This window comes from Priestia veravalensis, from assembly GCF_001457055.1.
In the GTDB taxonomy this organism is placed as follows: domain Bacteria; phylum Bacillota; class Bacilli; order Bacillales; family Bacillaceae_H; genus Priestia; species Priestia flexa.
In genome coordinates this window covers 109,492-124,811 of the sequence record NZ_KQ758628.1, presented here as the reverse complement: position 1 = coordinate 124,811, position 15,320 = coordinate 109,492, and the positions used below count along the sequence as shown (strand labels likewise).

17 protein-coding genes are annotated in these 15,320 nt (G+C 39.9%); 1 reads left to right on the top strand and 16 read right to left on the bottom strand.

Annotation, left to right across the window (positions count from 1 at the left end; genetic code table 11):
• Positions 1-15: 15 nt before the first annotated feature.
• The 3 genes from AS180_RS02600 to AS180_RS02590 form a co-directional block, all read right to left on the bottom strand.
• Complete coding sequence (locus AS180_RS02600; RefSeq protein ID WP_025911052.1) at positions 16-633, bottom strand: NUDIX hydrolase; 618 nt, start codon at positions 631-633, stop codon at positions 16-18.
• A gap of 50 nt (positions 634-683) precedes the next feature.
• Positions 684-1,520, bottom strand: coding sequence for a cobalamin-binding protein (locus tag AS180_RS02595; RefSeq protein ID WP_025911054.1), 837 nt, complete (start codon positions 1,518-1,520; stop codon positions 684-686).
• Positions 1,521-1,798: 278 nt separating this feature from the next.
• Complete coding sequence (locus tag AS180_RS02590; protein WP_062686314.1) at positions 1,799-2,245, bottom strand: DUF6376 family protein; 447 nt, start codon at positions 2,243-2,245, stop codon at positions 1,799-1,801.
• Between the two features lie 344 nt (positions 2,246-2,589).
• On the opposite strand from AS180_RS02590, the gene AS180_RS02585 reads away from it, so the two are divergent.
• Positions 2,590-3,168, top strand: coding sequence for an exonuclease domain-containing protein (locus AS180_RS02585; RefSeq protein ID WP_062686312.1), 579 nt, complete (start codon positions 2,590-2,592; stop codon positions 3,166-3,168).
• Between the two features lie 8 nt (positions 3,169-3,176).
• Here the strand turns inward: AS180_RS02585 and AS180_RS02580 are convergent, their stop codons facing one another.
• From AS180_RS02580 to AS180_RS02520, 13 genes are all read right to left on the bottom strand, one after another.
• The gene (locus AS180_RS02580) at positions 3,177-3,863 is read right to left on the bottom strand and encodes a GNAT family N-acetyltransferase (RefSeq protein ID WP_025911060.1); all 687 of its coding nucleotides are present in this window, start codon (positions 3,861-3,863) and stop codon (positions 3,177-3,179) included.
• A gap of 12 nt (positions 3,864-3,875) precedes the next feature.
• Positions 3,876-4,754: a carbon-nitrogen hydrolase family protein gene (locus tag AS180_RS02575; protein ID WP_025911061.1), complete on the bottom strand. Its 879-nt coding sequence runs from the start codon at positions 4,752-4,754 to the stop codon at positions 3,876-3,878.
• A gap of 40 nt (positions 4,755-4,794) precedes the next feature.
• On the bottom strand, positions 4,795-5,298 hold the full coding sequence (mug, locus tag AS180_RS02570) for a G/U mismatch-specific DNA glycosylase (protein WP_025911062.1): 504 nt from the start codon (positions 5,296-5,298) through the stop codon (positions 4,795-4,797).
• A 59-nt stretch (positions 5,299-5,357) separates the two neighbouring features.
• Positions 5,358-6,683 (bottom strand): C40 family peptidase, encoded by a 1,326-nt coding sequence (locus AS180_RS02565; protein ID WP_025911064.1) that lies wholly within the window; start codon positions 6,681-6,683, stop codon positions 5,358-5,360.
• 204 nt (positions 6,684-6,887) lie between these two features.
• Positions 6,888-7,703 carry a uroporphyrinogen-III synthase gene (locus AS180_RS02560; protein ID WP_025911065.1) on the bottom strand — a complete coding sequence of 272 codons (816 nt, stop codon included), beginning with the start codon at positions 7,701-7,703 and terminating at the stop codon, positions 6,888-6,890.
• A 24-nt stretch (positions 7,704-7,727) separates the two neighbouring features.
• On the bottom strand, positions 7,728-8,507 hold the full coding sequence (locus AS180_RS02555; protein ID WP_025911067.1) for an IclR family transcriptional regulator: 780 nt from the start codon (positions 8,505-8,507) through the stop codon (positions 7,728-7,730).
• 156 nt (positions 8,508-8,663) lie between these two features.
• On the bottom strand, positions 8,664-10,031 hold the full coding sequence (gene accC / locus AS180_RS02550; protein ID WP_025911068.1) for an acetyl-CoA carboxylase biotin carboxylase subunit: 1,368 nt from the start codon (positions 10,029-10,031) through the stop codon (positions 8,664-8,666).
• A gap of 21 nt (positions 10,032-10,052) precedes the next feature.
• Entirely contained in the window at positions 10,053-10,490 is a 438-nt protein-coding gene (gene accB, locus AS180_RS02545; protein WP_025911069.1) for an acetyl-CoA carboxylase biotin carboxyl carrier protein, read from the bottom strand.
• Positions 10,491-10,511: 21 nt separating this feature from the next.
• The gene (locus tag AS180_RS02540; protein WP_062686310.1) at positions 10,512-11,495 is read right to left on the bottom strand and encodes a 5-oxoprolinase subunit C family protein; all 984 of its coding nucleotides are present in this window, start codon (positions 11,493-11,495) and stop codon (positions 10,512-10,514) included.
• A 2-nt stretch (positions 11,496-11,497) separates the two neighbouring features.
• Entirely contained in the window at positions 11,498-12,247 is a 750-nt protein-coding gene (gene pxpB, locus AS180_RS02535) for a 5-oxoprolinase subunit PxpB (RefSeq protein WP_025911071.1), read from the bottom strand.
• A 14-nt stretch (positions 12,248-12,261) separates the two neighbouring features.
• Complete coding sequence (locus tag AS180_RS02530) at positions 12,262-13,047, bottom strand: putative hydro-lyase (protein ID WP_025911072.1); 786 nt, start codon at positions 13,045-13,047, stop codon at positions 12,262-12,264.
• Positions 13,048-13,103: 56 nt separating this feature from the next.
• A complete protein-coding gene (locus AS180_RS02525) occupies positions 13,104-14,333 on the bottom strand; it encodes an NRAMP family divalent metal transporter (RefSeq protein ID WP_035321188.1) in 1,230 nt (409 codons plus the stop codon).
• Positions 14,334-14,351: 18 nt separating this feature from the next.
• Positions 14,352-15,116 carry a LamB/YcsF family protein gene (locus tag AS180_RS02520; protein WP_025911075.1) on the bottom strand — a complete coding sequence of 255 codons (765 nt, stop codon included), beginning with the start codon at positions 15,114-15,116 and terminating at the stop codon, positions 14,352-14,354.
• Positions 15,117-15,320: the final 204 nt, after the last annotated feature.

Sequence of the window (15,320 nt, the reverse complement as noted above, 5' to 3'; positions counted from 1 at the left end):
TCGTAACCGCCTGTTTTATTTATTTAATAACTGGGTGAAATGATGCAAAATCTTAGCAGTTAGACCCCAGATTACACGATTCTCATAATAATAAAAATGCTCTTCCATCTTGCGTGTTTGCCAATTATAATCTTCTCCTCCAATGATATCATCAAATGGGAAGGTTGAATCAGGCTCTACTTTAAAATGAATATGATGAACTTCAGGTGGATTCTCTTTAAAGAACGAAAGGGGTACGGTAAATATTTCCGCTACCTCAGAAGGGTTTGGACGTAGTGGCAAATCATCTTTTAAAACCCCGATATACGGATAAATAATAGTTCCGAATTGCGACACGATATAATCTAATGGTTTGACATTTTCAACCGCTTTATTTTCAATACCCAGTTCTTCTGTCGTTTCTCTCACTGCTGCATCTTGAGGTGTTGAATCATTTGGTTCAATCTTACCCCCAGGAAAACAAATCTCACCAGGTTGCCTACGCAAATGGTGGGCCCTTACTTCGAATAACACATGAAGCTCATCTTGTTTTTGAACAAGTGGGACCAAAACGGCAAACTGTAAAAATTCATCCATGCCTAAAATGTTTGGATTTCGCTTAGTTAATGTTTCGAGTATGTCATTTAGCTTCAATGTACCACTTCCTTTTCTCTCCTTTTCGTAGTAACAGCATAGTTTGTTGGTTAAGGCTTGTCAACTTCCATACCCTTTAAAACTGATAGTAGCACATCTTCATCTTTATCCTCTTTAAAAATAGCGGGATGAAGCAGCTGAGCTAGCTTTTTAAGACCAACTAATAATCGTGGAGATGGCCGGCAAAATAATGCCTCCTCTAAAATATGTATATCCGTTTCCGACAGTCTTAATTCTTCCCAACCAGAACGTTTTTGGATCACTTTTTTATTGACGTTCTTTTCGGCTACCCCAACCCACGCAAGACATATCGCTTGAGGTTTTCTCTTTTTGACTTCTTCCCACGTTGTTTGAACGCTTGGTTCACTGTAATCTTCAAACATATTTTTTGCTCCGGCAAGCGCACTAATTTCAGTTAGCCAGTTTGAGCCACCTGGCGTAAACAAAGGCTTTGGCCACCATTCCCAGTAGATGTTGGGCTTGTGTATAATACGCTGGGCTAACTCTTTATAGTAGGTTATTTCTTTATCAAATCGCTGCACAATTTTTTCTGCATAAGTACCTACTCCAATTAAATTCCCTACAGTCAGAAGGTCATTTCTAATATCACTTAAGGACTGAGGATTTAACGTAACGAAAGGAAGGTTCCTTTTTTTTAATTCTTCAATGTTTCGCTCCATTCCAGGAACGCTTAAAGAAGCTAAGATTAAATCCGGCTTCAGCTCCTCAACCAAGTCCATATCAATAGACAAGTCAGGACCTAATCTCGGTAATTTTTGCACGCTGTTCGGCCAATCTGAATAGTTATCGACCCCTACAAGTAAATGCTCGCATTGCAAATAACCAATGAGTTCAGTGTTGCTAGGGCATAGAGACACAATTCGCATTAAAACTCCTCCTTATTAAAAGTCTTTATCTTTACAATACTAGAATTACAGAAAAAAAGACAGCAGACATTCTGTTCACTATTCTTTAAGAGAAATTTTATAAAAAGGTAATTTTTCATCGGTTTTTCACTTTTCTCTTATATAGTAAAGACAGTACTTTTTTTATAGATATGCCCCTTTTCACTCGTCTCTTGTAGACGAGCTTTTTTTATGTTCTAAAATATGGCTAATATAGAAAAGGTATCGGACTAAAATCCAATACCCTTTTCGTTACGAATTTATAATCCCAAGTCTTCAATTTGTTTAACGATTCTTGAGATGTCTTGAATGGATTGAAAGAGCTCCGTATTTTCAAGCGCTGCAGGATCCAACTTTCCGCCCTCTATGTTTTCTAGATACGTATTGATTCCGTCTAGCGCTTTCTCATTTTGCTCTAGTACCTGGTTGTGTAAGTCAGCTGCTAATTCAGGGGCATTGAGCTCATTGAAGCTTTCAATTTCTCCTTTCATGTCTTCTAGTTTCGTTTCAAATTCCGCTGCGGCTTTTGAATCTGTAATGGCTTGCTGTGCTAATTCGGGTGCTTCTTCAGCAAATGTTTTTGCCTCCTGTACATAGTCTGTCGCTTCGTTTACGTATGTGAGTGCGTCATTTGCTCCTTCCAGCATTGAACAGCCACCTAATGCAAGAGACGTGCTGGCTAGGATTCCTATCAACCATTTTTTCATTTGTTTTCCTCCCAGAAATTTATTTTCAACCTTTTAAGGTAGAAACCAATAAAAAAACCATCTTCACAATGTTTTTTGTAAAGATGGTTAAAATGACCTTTACCAAAAAACATTTGGCAAAGGTCTCGCTAACAATATTACATATTGCCAACAAAGCCGGAGAGATTCTCTCGGAATGACGACCTTGCTGTAGCAGCTACTCCCCTTTGGGAATTCCATATAAACTTCTAACATCATTCTACCTTATTTATAAGAAACGCGTCAATTCTCACGAAGGAATGGTTTTTCCATTTAGATAATCAATGGTAGAATAAGAGAATCATAATGATAAGGGAGAGAACGTCTTGTCTGGACAGTCTAAAATACTCGCGTTTGTGGATATTGAAACAACCGGCTTAAGTCCCGCTAGTTGTGAAATGATTGAACTTGGAATTTTACTTTATGAATACGACGAACAGCTCCAAACCCTCACGGAGCTAGACCGCTATAATGGATTTGAAGTGCCGACATACCCAATTTATCCTCATATTACTCGGATAACTGGGATTACAAATGAAATGGTGGAAGGTCAAAGATTTAATGATGAAAAAGTGATCGAGTTGTTTAAGCAAGCTGATGGTATTATTGCGCACAATGCTTCTTTTGACCGTAGCTTTTTACTAAAGCGCTATTCCTTTTTACAAGACCTGAAATGGCACTGCTCGATGAGATCAGTAAAATGGAAAGAATACGGATTTGTCAATAAAAAGCTAACAACGCTCTTAGATGCACATGGAATTTCTAGAGAACATGCTCACCGTGCGATGGATGATATTGAAGCAACTGCTTTCTTGTTACAAAAAACCAATCCAGAGGGTAATATGTATTTAACCGAAGTTTTAAAGAAAGCCATGGGCAAACCAAAATCTGTTGTGAAACGATAAAAAGCATCTCATTTAGCTGAGATGCTTTTTTGTACTAAAAATGGGTTTTTCCATTCCATTAGCGTTCCGTAGTTACAAGACTCTTCATCTTCTAAATAGTTCTCTATCACTTTAAGCGGTGTTCGACCACAGCGCAGCAAAAATGTAATAACAGGATCTTGAATGGTACCTTTTGAAATTTCTTGGATATATTGCTCTGGCGTTAGCTTATCCTGATATAGGTGGTAAGCAGGCATCCTCCCTCCACCTATTAGCCGGTCTAGTTTCAGATGAATGACGACATCGTACATGGCAGTCATCATCCATTTCCCTAACCCTAACTTACGGTAAGCAGGGGCTACACTAATATCTACAACATATAATGAATTCCCGTTTGGGTCATGATTACGAATATAACCGCTATCCGTAACGTCCGCCCACGTATGATTTGGTGATTTAGGGTCAAACTGAACTAATAATCCCGTCATGCTTCCTACTACTTTACCGTTTACTTCTATACACAATGCTCCCTCTGGGAATAGCGTAACGTGATTGGTAAGCTGCTCGATATTCCACCATAAATCAGACGGAAACGGAGGTGGAAAACATTCTTGCTGAATAGCAATTAAATCTTGAAAATCAGCTTGGTGATAATTTCGAATGATGGCGGGAACAGGCTTTTTTTCGTCAAACACAAAAAACTCTCTTCGGTACACATTCATCACTCCTTATCGAATCAAGACCTCTTCTTTTTCCCAATCGGTATATAAATCTGTACGACGATCACGCCACGTTGTTACCGATCCGCTTTCTCGAACTTTATAGAGTAATTCCAAGTCTAGGTCAGCTGTGACAATCATATCTTGGTTGATTTCACCTTCAGCCATTAATCCTTTAGGTGGAAACGGAACATCGTTTGGGGTAATGATTGCAGCTTGACCAAAGTTAGCGCGCATAAAATCGACGGTAGGGAGTGAACCTACTGTCCCCGAGTTTACTACATAAACTTGATTTTCAATTGCTCTTGCATGGCTCGTATAGCGTACGCGGTGAAACCCGTGACGATCATCTGTACATGACGGGCAGAATATTACGTCTGCACCTTTTGCTTTTGCCATGCGTACAATCTCAGGGAATTCAATGTCATAGCACGTAAGCATCGCAATTTTCCCTTTGGTTGTCTCAAACACCTGCAGGTTTTCTCCAGGCGTCATGTCCCACTCATGTAGCTCCGTTGGCGTCATATGAAGCTTCGCTTGCTCACCTATACGTCCATCTGGATAAAAAAGGTGCGCTACGTTATACAAACGCCCTTCTCTTTTTATTACGTGTGTACCTGCAATAATATGAATGTTCATTTTAATGGCTAAGCTCATAAATAAAGAACGATACTGCTCGGTAAAGTCCGGTAAATCCTGAATTGTTAATGCTTGTCCTTGGTGGTTACCAATCGACATTAACTGTGTTGTAAAGAATTCTGGGAACATGACAAACTCTGCTCCAAATTCTTCTGCTGTTTTGACATAGTGCTCAACTTGATGAGCAAATTCCTCAAAGGATTGAATTGTATGAAGATGATATTGAACCGCTGATACTCGAAGTTTCATAGGTTCCTCCTTTCCAAACTTATTTGTCTATTTTTTTCTTTTAGTAAAAAAGATCTGCTAGCTCTCGGTAAATGGCCACAATATCGTCTATTTTCATTCGCACTAAGCCGCTTGAGGAAGGAGCCACGAAGTCAATTGTCCCTTCAATAACCGAAACCTCTTGAATTCCCCAAGGAACATTTCTGCGTTTGCTGTATTGTTCGTAGACACCTTTTCCGACGAAGCAAACGACTTTTGGTTGATAAGTACGAATTTTATGAGCGAGCTGCTTTCGTCCTTCTTCATATTCTTCTTTCGTAATTTCCGCTGCCGCTTTTGTAGGACGATCTACAATATTCGTAAGACCATAACCAAGATCTAGTAAATCTACATCCTCTTCAGGCTTATAAAGTCGTGGTGTTAATCCGGACTTGTATAAAATACTCCAAAATCGATTGCGAGGATGTGCAAAGTGATAGCCTGTTTCACTTGATCGAATACTTGGATTAAAACCGACAAATAGAATTCTTAAGTCTTTCTTAATGCAATCTTGTACCAAATCCATGCCGTACCTCCTAAAAAAATCATCCATCTAGTATGAATGATTTTTTAGAAAATTATACGTTAAATACGAACAACGCGTCCGTTAAATTTTTTCTTCCAATAGCCTTGCGTCATATCAGCAATGCCGACGCCTTTACTTTGAGCACCAATGAATTTTCCATTTCCTACATAAATGCCAACATGTCCATCTGTTTTATATGTGTTAAAAAAGACAAGGTCACCTGGCTGCATTTGTGAAGCGGAAATTTGTGTACCAGCATGCTTTAATGTTTCAGTGCTTACATAGCCGCGAGGTCCTAGCTCAACGCCGACTTGTGAATATGCCCAGTGTACAAACGATGAGCAATCAAAGAATCCGCGGTTGATATCCGCTTGGGTACGACCTCCACCAAATACGTATGCAGAATTACCAATCCATTTATTCCCAACCGTTGCGACATTAGAATGAGATGCAGCAGGAGCTGATTTAGCCGCTGGTGCTTCAACAGTAGCTTTTAATGTAGCTTTCGTACTTTCATTGTCTTGAGCAGGAGCTGCTTTTTCAGCAATAGATTGACCTGAAGCTGTAGCTACCTGCTGCTCAGCTTTTTCAGCTGCTTCTTTTTGTTCTTGCTCTCTTTGTTTTTTAGCTGCAATGCTGTCTGTTAACGTTTGTTCTTGCGTTGATAAATCTGTTTCTTGTTCCGTTAAAGATGCTACTTGCTGTGCATTTTCTGATTTTTTTTCATTTAACTGAGCAGCAAGGGTTTCCTGCTCCGCTTTTTGCTCCGCTAAATATTCATTAATACCCTTTAGCTCTTCTTTCATCGCTTCAAGATCTTTTAGTTTACCTTTTACAGAAGACTGTTTCTGTGCTACTTCATCTTGCATCTCTTTAGTTTCTTTTAGAATATCACGGTCTGCGCTAATGATTGTTGACACAGCTACCGAGCGGTCAACGAAATCCGAAAAGCTTTGTGAACCAAGAAGCACTTGAACATAATCAACGCTGCCTCCAGCTTCTTGAAGTGCTTTTGCACGCTGAGCCAAAACTTGATTGCGCTCTTCTAGCTTTTCATTTAGCGTATCGATGTCTTTTTGAAGGATGTCTATTTTTTCAGTTGTCTGCTTAATGCTGTCTTCTGTATCCGTTACTTTCTTTTCGTTTTCCTTAGCTGCTAATTTTAAACGCTCCAACTGAGCTGATAAGCTGCTTTGTTCTTTTTCTAAACGCTTCTTTTCTTCATTTGCGCTTGAAATTTTCCCTTGTAGTTCTTCACGCTCTTGTTGAATCGTCGTTTTTTGGTTTTCCATTTCATTTATCGTTGAGGCAAATGCTTCAGTTGAAAACACGCTTGATAGTCCTAAAACAACCGCTGCATTGGCAAAAATAGCTTTTTTATTCACTTTAAATTCCTCCATTACTTCATCTGTCTAATCCTCTATGTATATATCGAACTATTATTGTCGAAAAATAGCTAAAAATAGTCTTTTACTACGAAAATTATACCACGATGTATTTACATGAAATATTACAATTTCATTTCATAATTGGAAGACTTAGTGAAATAGAAGAAAAAAATAGCACGCAAACGCGTACTATTTTCCTGATTACTTCTCTATAGTTTGCTGATAGTATTGCTCTAGAGCTACAATCGCGCTCCCCATTCGTTCCTGAAGCGGAACTACCACGCGCTTCACGCCTTGATCATTTAACGCAGCAGCCGTTACTTTTCCAACTGATAACGCCACAACGTCTGTCTCAAATGCTTCTAAAACCTCTTGTTCTTTTCCTTTTTCGCGCGCAAAGGAAAAAAGGTTACGAGGCTGAGGAGCGCTTGTAAAGTTGACTGCGTCTACCTTCCTAGTTAGTATTTCATCTAACAGTTGCTCCATCACGTCAGTTTGAGGAGGAATGTGCTTATAAGGAAGAATATCTTTGGCCTTGGCGTTTTGATCATTTAAAAAGGTCATTAATGCAGGCGCAGGATCTCCATGAAGCTGAAGCGCAACTTTACATCTATCAAATGAGTGACTCTTTAACTCTCGCACCAGACCAGCTGTACTGCCATCATCATCGCGAACCGTTGGTGTAACGCCTAGCTTTTTTAGCATATTAATGGTTTTATAGCCACGAGCCCCGATTTTAGCGCTCTTTAATGCCGCTAGGAATTCAGAAGCTAGCCCCATTTTATCAGCGGTATTGTATAAGATTTCTGTACCAATACCCGTAGTGAAAATAAACCAGTCGTACGTACCTTGAACAAGATCTTTTACGTCTTCTTCAAGATGAGTGTCATCTAAAAAAATTGTTCCTTGTGCCGGTCGAATAAGAGCCGTCCCACCTAAGTTTTCTACGATTTTTTTAATGTCCTCTACTTTTCGCTGACCAGCAAGGGCGACTCGTTTTCCTTCTAATCGTCTCATTGTAAACTCCTCCGTTTATGTAAATTACTGCGCAAATGGAGATGTGTGTTGAGGAATATATCCTAATTTCACTGAAATCTCCGCTGCTGCCGTTGTTACTTTTTTAATTAAAAATGGCATTCTTTCTTCATGAAAATGTGCATCAATTCCTGCAACGCTAATTCCCGCTACAATTTCTCCTTTATGGTTAAAGATTGGAGCTGAAACAGCTGTTGTATAATCTTCAAGCTCAGAATGGCTAATTGTATAGCCGTTTACACGTGCTTTATGAAGCTCTTCATTTAACTTTTCTTTGTCGGTAATTGTGCCTATGCCTATTGGTTTTAAATCGGTTACCTCTAAATAGCGCTGCTGCTCTTCAGATGATAAAAAAGATAAAATAATGCGAGAACAAGCACCAGCATAAAGCGGCGATTTTCGTCCAATCGATGTATAAAGACGTACGGGGTGCACGGCTTCAATCTTTTCAATATACATCGCTTCATCTCCATCGCGAACGATCAGATTAACGGCTTCTTCTACTTCATCGCGAAGCGCTTGCATAATCGGCAGCGCAAGCCCTCTAACATCTAGTCGATCGGCTACAAGCTGACCAAACTGCAAAAAAAGAAGCCCAAGCTCATAGTGGCCATATGGATCTTTCGTTAAAAAACCCATTTCTTCTAAGGATCCAAGCATTCGGTGCAGCGATGTTTTAGGGATATTTGTCTTATTCATTAACTCATTGAATGTAAGGCGAGGGTGATCAATGAACAGCGTTAGAATGCTCATCGATTTCACAACCGTTTTATTTTTATCCTGCATACTCACGCTCTCCTTTAATTTGAACATATTTTCACAATCTTTGTTTTATTATACAACAAACTAGCGGAAAGTACCTTATTTTAGGATGTTTTTTCGCCTTTAATTAGACATAAAAATAAAGAAAGCACCCTGTATAAAGGCGCCTTCTGTTATTACTTATAAAGTTGTTGCTACCTGCTCTGGCTGAATCTCATATATTTCTAAAAACTTCGTTGTAAAATCTCCTTCTAAAAATTTCTCATGTTCTAGAAGGGATAAGTGAAACGGTATGGTTGTGTGCACTCCTTTAATATAAAATTCGCTGAGTGCACGCTTCATGCGCTGAATAGCTTCCGTACGATTTTTTCCGTAAACAATCACTTTAGCAATCATCGAATCATAAAAAGGTGGAATTGTATAGCCTGCATATACTGCGCTATCTATGCGTACCCCAAACCCTCCAGGTGGAATGTACTCTGTTACTGTTCCCGGTGAAGGCATAAAATCACGCCAAGGATCTTCCGCATTTATGCGACACTCAATTGCGCATCCAGAAAAAGTAGTGTCTTCTTGCGTGAAGGATAGCGGATAACCTGCTGCTGCTAAAACTTGCTCTTTAATCAAATCTACCCCTGTTACTAACTCTGTTACTGGGTGCTCAACTTGAATACGCGTATTCATTTCCATAAAATAAAACGCACCGTATTTATCCAGTAAAAATTCAACCGTACCTACACCATAGTAGTTCACTGCTTTTGCAGCTTTCACAGCAGCATCTCCCATCTCATCCCGGAGCTTTTCGCTAAGCGCTGGTGACGGTGACTCTTCGATAAGCTTTTGATGACGCCTTTGGATGGAGCAGTCTCGTTCTCCTAAGTGAACAACGTGTCCATGCTTGTCCGCTAAAATTTGAATTTCAACATGACGCGGGTCTTCAATAAACTTTTCCAAGTACACGCCTTTGTCTCCAAACGCTTTTTCCGCTTCTTGCTGAGCTTGACGAACTGCTTTGTGAAGCTCTTCTTCATTAAAAGCCGTGCGCATTCCTTTACCGCCTCCACCAGCGGATGCCTTTACAATGACAGGGTAGCCAATTTCTTTTGCAATCGCAGTAGCTTCTGTACTACTTTTAATTAAACCGTCGCTTCCTGGTACAATTGGTACGTTTGCTCGCTTCATGGTATCACGAGCTTTTGCTTTAGCTCCCATATCTAAGATAGCCTGAGATGAAGGACCAATAAACGTTATCCCATACTCTAGACAAGCATCTGCAAACTGTGCACTTTCAGATAAAAAACCATACCCAGGATGAATCGCATCTGCATGTGACACGTCCGCTGCGCTGATGATGCTTTTACTATTTAAGTAGCTATCTTTAGGACTTTTCCCACCGATGCAGTATGCTTCATCAGCCATCTGTACATGAAGTGCATCGCGGTCTCCAGTAGAATACACAGCTACGGTTTTGATGCCAAGTTCCTTACATGCACGAATCACACGAACAGCAATTTCTCCTCTGTTAGCAATCAACACTTTTTTAAACATCGTCTCACTCCTTATTAGCGCTTATTGTTTGATTAAAAATAGAGGCTGGTCGTATTCAACAATATCGCCGTCTTCCACAAGAACCTCTATAATTTCTCCTTCAATTCCCGCTTCTACCTCATTAAAAAGCTTCATTGCTTCTACAATACAGACGATATCATTAGCACGAACTCTATCACCTTCCGATACAAAAGGTGAAGCTCCTTGTTCAGGAGAGGAGTAGAAGGTTCCGACCATAGGAGAACGTACTTCGCAGACCGCTTTTGATGGCTCCTCATTTTTTAATGGAGGTGTGAGTTCTACCTCATTGTTTTTACTAGGCGTTAACACTTTTGTTGCTTCTTCCGTTAGTGTTTTATCAAGAACAATCACTGTTCCATCGTGTTCCACATGTAGCTTTTGAATGCCACCTTCATTCATTAAAGCTATAACCTCTTTTAATTCTGCAGTATTAATCATCCTTTTCTCCCCTTTCGTTTTTTAAGCTTCTTTTTGATAAAGTGCAATTGAACACGCTAACTGCTTCATAGTTTTTTCGTTTTCTAAATAAATTTGTTCAGCTTCTTCTAGGGTAATATATTGAAAATAAATGCTTTCTCCAGGCTTCACCTGAGCTAGAACTGGTAAGTCAGCCGTGATGACCTGAGCCATTTTTGGATAGCCACCCGTGGTTTGTCGATCTGCTAATAGAATGATTGGATTTCCGTCTGGCGGTACTTGAATAGATCCATTCGTTACGGCTTCTGATAGCAACTCTACTTTTTCAGTAAGTACCATTTCAGGACCAGCAATTCGATAACCCATGCGATCTGATTGAGTACTAACTTTAAAGGCTTGTTCACTAAAGGCTTGTTCACTTTCTTTAGTAAACAATTCAAATTGACTGCCTTTTATTACACGGATAATCGGCTTTTTTTCAAACGATAAGCGCTCGTGAAAATTCACATACCAGTTTGGCATATGTACATGACTTGCCACTTCTACATGCTGCTGTTGAGAACCCGTGAATTTAATTACATCGTTTGCTTGTAAAGCGCGCCCTTTGAAACCACCTAACTCGCCGCGTAAATAGGTACTTTTACTATTCATAACAGGAGATAGTAAAAAACCACCCTTTACTGCCAAATAAGCTCGACACCCTTTTTTACATGGTCCAAATTGAAGGGTACTTCCTTTTGACACGTAGATTGGTTTCCACATATGAACGGGTTCATTGTTAATGCTCGGTGCTAAATCACCTCCAGTGATAGCGATTACACAATCTTTTTCAAATTCAATTGTTGGACCCATTAAAGTCATTTCTAAGCAAGCCTCTTTTTCATCGTTCGCAACTAATAGATTTGCTACGCGCAAAGAATACGTATCCATAGCTCCGCTCACTAAGACACCGTGTTTTTGGAAGCCAGTTCGTCCTAAGTCTTGTATAGTCGTTAGTAAACCTGGCTTTAAGACCTTTATGCTCATGCTTATCTCTCCTTTGTAAATTTTAAAAATTCATGCTCTGTAATAGGGATGAATTTGACGATATTACCTGCTTCAAGTAAGCTAGGGGGATTTTGCTCTGGTAAAAATAAAGGCTTTGGCGTTTGACCAATCAGCTGCCATCCTCCAGGCGTAGAGATTGGATAAACGCCTGTTTGCATTCCAGCAATCCCAACAGACCCTTTTGGAATGCTGGCGCGAGGAGACGACCTTCTCGGTGCCTTGATTTTCTCTGACATACCGCCTAAGAATGGAAATCCAGGCGCAAATCCAACCATATATACGAGGTATTCACCACTTGAGTGGATGGATATAACTTCATCAGGCGTCAAGCCATTGATCTTCGCTACATCTTGTAAATCGGGTCCATATTCGCCACCGTAGCAAACCGGAATTTCTACAGTATGAGATGGTTGATTTTTATGGTGCGTTAAACTAGCAAGCTTTTTCTCTACTAGAGCTGAAACAATTTTAAAAGGAGATATTAAAGATGAATCTTTGCCTTGATATGTTTGATAGACAATAAGCGGGTCGTAAAAAATCGTTAGGTTTGTAAATGCAGGGACACTCTCGACAAACCCTTCAAACGGTGTATCTTCAAGCATATTCATAAGCGCCATGATTTGTTTATGAGTACTAATGCTCATTTCTGAACCAAATGTTACAACCACAGCCGAATCTCCAAGTGGGGTCAGCTCTGCAATTGTTTTCTTGTTATCTACTGCTTTAATCATGTCTTTCACCTCGTTTATAAAATTCCAAGTTCATCATCACGTATATCGGTAATGAGCATGTGCCCTGGAGCATGCGTAATCATAATAGACGGTTTAACCTCCATCGCAACAGCTTGTGGAGTAACTCCACAGGCCCAAAAAACAGGCACTTCACCTTCGTGAATGGTCACTGCATCACCAAAATCAGGATGATCAATTTGTTGGATACCGATTTCTTTTGGACTACCAATATGAAGAGGACTTCCATGAACGGAAGGAAAGCGCGAGGTAACCTGCACCGCGCGAGGTACGTCTCGAGAAGGCATAGGACGCATACTTACAACCGTTACGCCTTTAAATAAGCCAGCTGATTTACATTCAATATTGGTTTTGTACATCGGGACATTACATTTCTCCTCAATGTGTCGGATAGGTATACCATTATTTAACAAAGCGTCTTCAAACGTAAAGCTGCAACCAATCAAGAAACCTACCATATCTTCTTCCCAAAGCGATGTAATATCCGCTATTTCTTCCGTTAATACACCTTCTCGATATACGCGGTACTTAGGTAAATCTGTACGAATATCTGCTCCTTTTGCAACGGTTAAATACGGTGATCCAACCTCTGTTACGTCTAATAATGGACACGACTTTGGGTTACGCTGACAAAATAGTAAAAAGTCATACGCATGTTCTTGTTTTAAGATTGCTAGATTTGCTTGGGCGTATCCATTCGCCATCCCTGCTGTTGGTCCAGTAATTTTCATTTCACGAATAAGCTTACGAATTTTTTCAGGTGTTTCAGTTGCGTAACTCATATTTGGTCTCCTTTTAACGATACGGAGGTGAATAAAATAATCCACCTCCAGCTCAGTTATTTAAATAATAAAGGCAGTTGATCAATTAATGTATATCCCCCCATTAACGCCATCACGATAACCACAAGGCTACCCGAGATCGTTAACCAAAGAGGATGTTTATAATCTCCTACAATATCTTTTCGGTAAGCAGCAACTAAGAGCGTTCCAAGAGCAATTGGTAAAATCAATCCATTTATTGCACCAACTAACAGCAATACTTTAACTGGCTTTCCAATGACTACAAAACATAGTGTTGACACAATAATGAAGCTGATAATTACCCATTTATGATGCTGCTCTAAGCGTTTGCTAAATGTACGAATGAACGATACGGATGTGTAAGCAGCTCCAATAACAGACGTAATTGCAGCTGACCACATAACAACTCCGAAAATTTTATAGCCAATATTTCCTGCCGCTAGCTGAAAGACTGAAGCGGGTGGATTGCTTGCATCTATTTGAAGCCCTTGTGATACAACGCCAAGAACTGCTAAAAAGAGCGCAATACGCATAACAGACGTGATTAAAATTCCTACAACAGAACTCTTTGTCACTTGTGGTAGTGCATCAACACCTTTTATTCCTGCATCTAATAGTCGGTGACCTCCAGCAAACGTAATATAGCCACCTACCGTTCCACCCACTAACGTGACAATAGCAACAATATCAATCGTATCCGGCATTACTGTTTTTACTACAGCTTCTCCAACAGGAGGTGCCGTTTTAAACGCTACAAAAAACATTAAACCAATCATGACAAAGCCTGCGTACTGTGTGAAACGATCCATGGCCTTTCCAGCTTCTTTAATTAAAAAGATTGCCACTGCAATGATTGCACTTACAATTGCACCGTATTCAGGTGCGATACCAAACAAGGCATTTAATCCTAATCCAGCTCCTGCAATGTTTCCTACGTTAAAAGCAAGGCCACCCATAACAATTAGCCCAGCGATGACATAACCGAGGCCTGGCAACACCATGTTCGCAATATCTTGTCCTCTTTTTTCGGATACAGCGATAATTCGCCAAACGTTGGTTTGTGCAAAGATATCTAAAATAATTGATACTAAAATAACAAATCCAAAACTAGCTGCTAACGTTTGAGTAAAAACAGTAGTTTGAGTTAGAAACCCAGGACCAATAGCAGACGTGGCCATTAAGAAGGCCGCCCCCATCATGAGCGTCCAGTTAAGCTTAGGTACTGGCGACAGTTGCTGTTTTTTTGATTGTTTTATCGGCTCCATAATTAATTCTCCTCTCGATTAGCGGCATGATACGGCGACGCGTGTAATATCTGCTTGCTTAAAGGCTGTGTTAAGTGCATGAGCAAACTGCAAGGCATGTGTTCCGTCTCCATGAATGCAAACTGTATCTGCTTGAATCGGCACTGTTGTTCCTTGTTGAGACTGTACTTCTTTTCGCTCAATCATTCCAATAACTTGATTAATTGCTACTTCATCTTCTTCGATTAAAGCACCTTTCATTGTTCGAAGAGTTAAAGAACCATCTTCTTGATATGTACGATCAGCAAATACTTCATTTGCTGTTTGAAGCCCTATTTCTTTTCCTGCTTTTATGAGTTCACTTCCAGATAAGCCGAATAAAATAAGTTCTGGATTTACTGCATATACGGCTTCAGCAATTGCTTTTGATAATGCAGCATCTTTCGCCGCCATATTATAGAGAGCACCGTGTGGCTTTACATGCTGCATAGTACCTCCTTCCGCCTTTACAAATCCGTAGAGTGCACCAATTTGATATACGACTAAATCATACGCTTCACTAGGACTAATTTGAATATTCCGACGTCCAAACCCGCGTAAATCCTGCAAACCAGGATGAGCGCCAATAGCTACATCATGATGCAAGGCGAGTTTTACGGTTTCTCGCATGACGGTTGGATCTCCAGCATGAAAGCCACACGCGATATTAGCCGAAGAAACAAACTTTAAAATCTCTCTATCATTTCCAATCTTATAAACGCCATAACTTTCACCTAAATCACAGTTCACGTCAATTCGTTTCATTTCTTCATCCCCTTATCTATCTTGTTGTACCGAAAAACGGAACTTAAATTCCGTTTTTCGGTTAAATTGATTTTATCATTTAAATGTCTGATACACAAGGTAGTTGTCAGAACATTTAACATATTAGGTCAATTCTATTAATTGAAAGGTTTCTAGATAGGTATTTCACTGCAGGAAAAAAGAATCTCGAAATCCAAGGTTTTC

Coding starts and splice junctions, on each gene's coding strand:
- AS180_RS02595 (WP_025911054.1), bottom strand. CDS start 1,520: ATGCGAATTGTGTCTCTATGCCCTAGCAACACTGAACTCATTGGTTAT.
- AS180_RS02590 (WP_062686314.1), bottom strand. CDS start 2,245: ATGAAAAAATGGTTGATAGGAATCCTAGCCAGCACGTCTCTTGCATTA.
- AS180_RS02575 (WP_025911061.1), bottom strand. CDS start 4,754: ATGAAACTTCGAGTATCAGCGGTTCAATATCATCTTCATACAATTCAA.
- mug (WP_025911062.1), bottom strand. CDS start 5,298: ATGGATTTGGTACAAGATTGCATTAAGAAAGACTTAAGAATTCTATTT.
- AS180_RS02560 (WP_025911065.1), bottom strand. CDS start 7,703: ATGAGACGATTAGAAGGAAAACGAGTCGCCCTTGCTGGTCAGCGAAAA.
- AS180_RS02555 (WP_025911067.1), bottom strand. CDS start 8,507: ATGCAGGATAAAAATAAAACGGTTGTGAAATCGATGAGCATTCTAACG.
- accC (WP_025911068.1), bottom strand. CDS start 10,031: ATGTTTAAAAAAGTGTTGATTGCTAACAGAGGAGAAATTGCTGTTCGT.
- accB (WP_025911069.1), bottom strand. CDS start 10,490: ATGATTAATACTGCAGAATTAAAAGAGGTTATAGCTTTAATGAATGAA.
- AS180_RS02540 (WP_062686310.1), bottom strand. CDS start 11,495: ATGAGCATAAAGGTCTTAAAGCCAGGTTTACTAACGACTATACAAGAC.
- pxpB (WP_025911071.1), bottom strand. CDS start 12,247: ATGATTAAAGCAGTAGATAACAAGAAAACAATTGCAGAGCTGACCCCA.
- AS180_RS02530 (WP_025911072.1), bottom strand. CDS start 13,047: ATGAGTTACGCAACTGAAACACCTGAAAAAATTCGTAAGCTTATTCGT.
- AS180_RS02525 (WP_035321188.1), bottom strand. CDS start 14,333: ATGGAGCCGATAAAACAATCAAAAAAACAGCAACTGTCGCCAGTACCT.
- AS180_RS02520 (WP_025911075.1), bottom strand. CDS start 15,116: ATGAAACGAATTGACGTGAACTGTGATTTAGGTGAAAGTTATGGCGTT.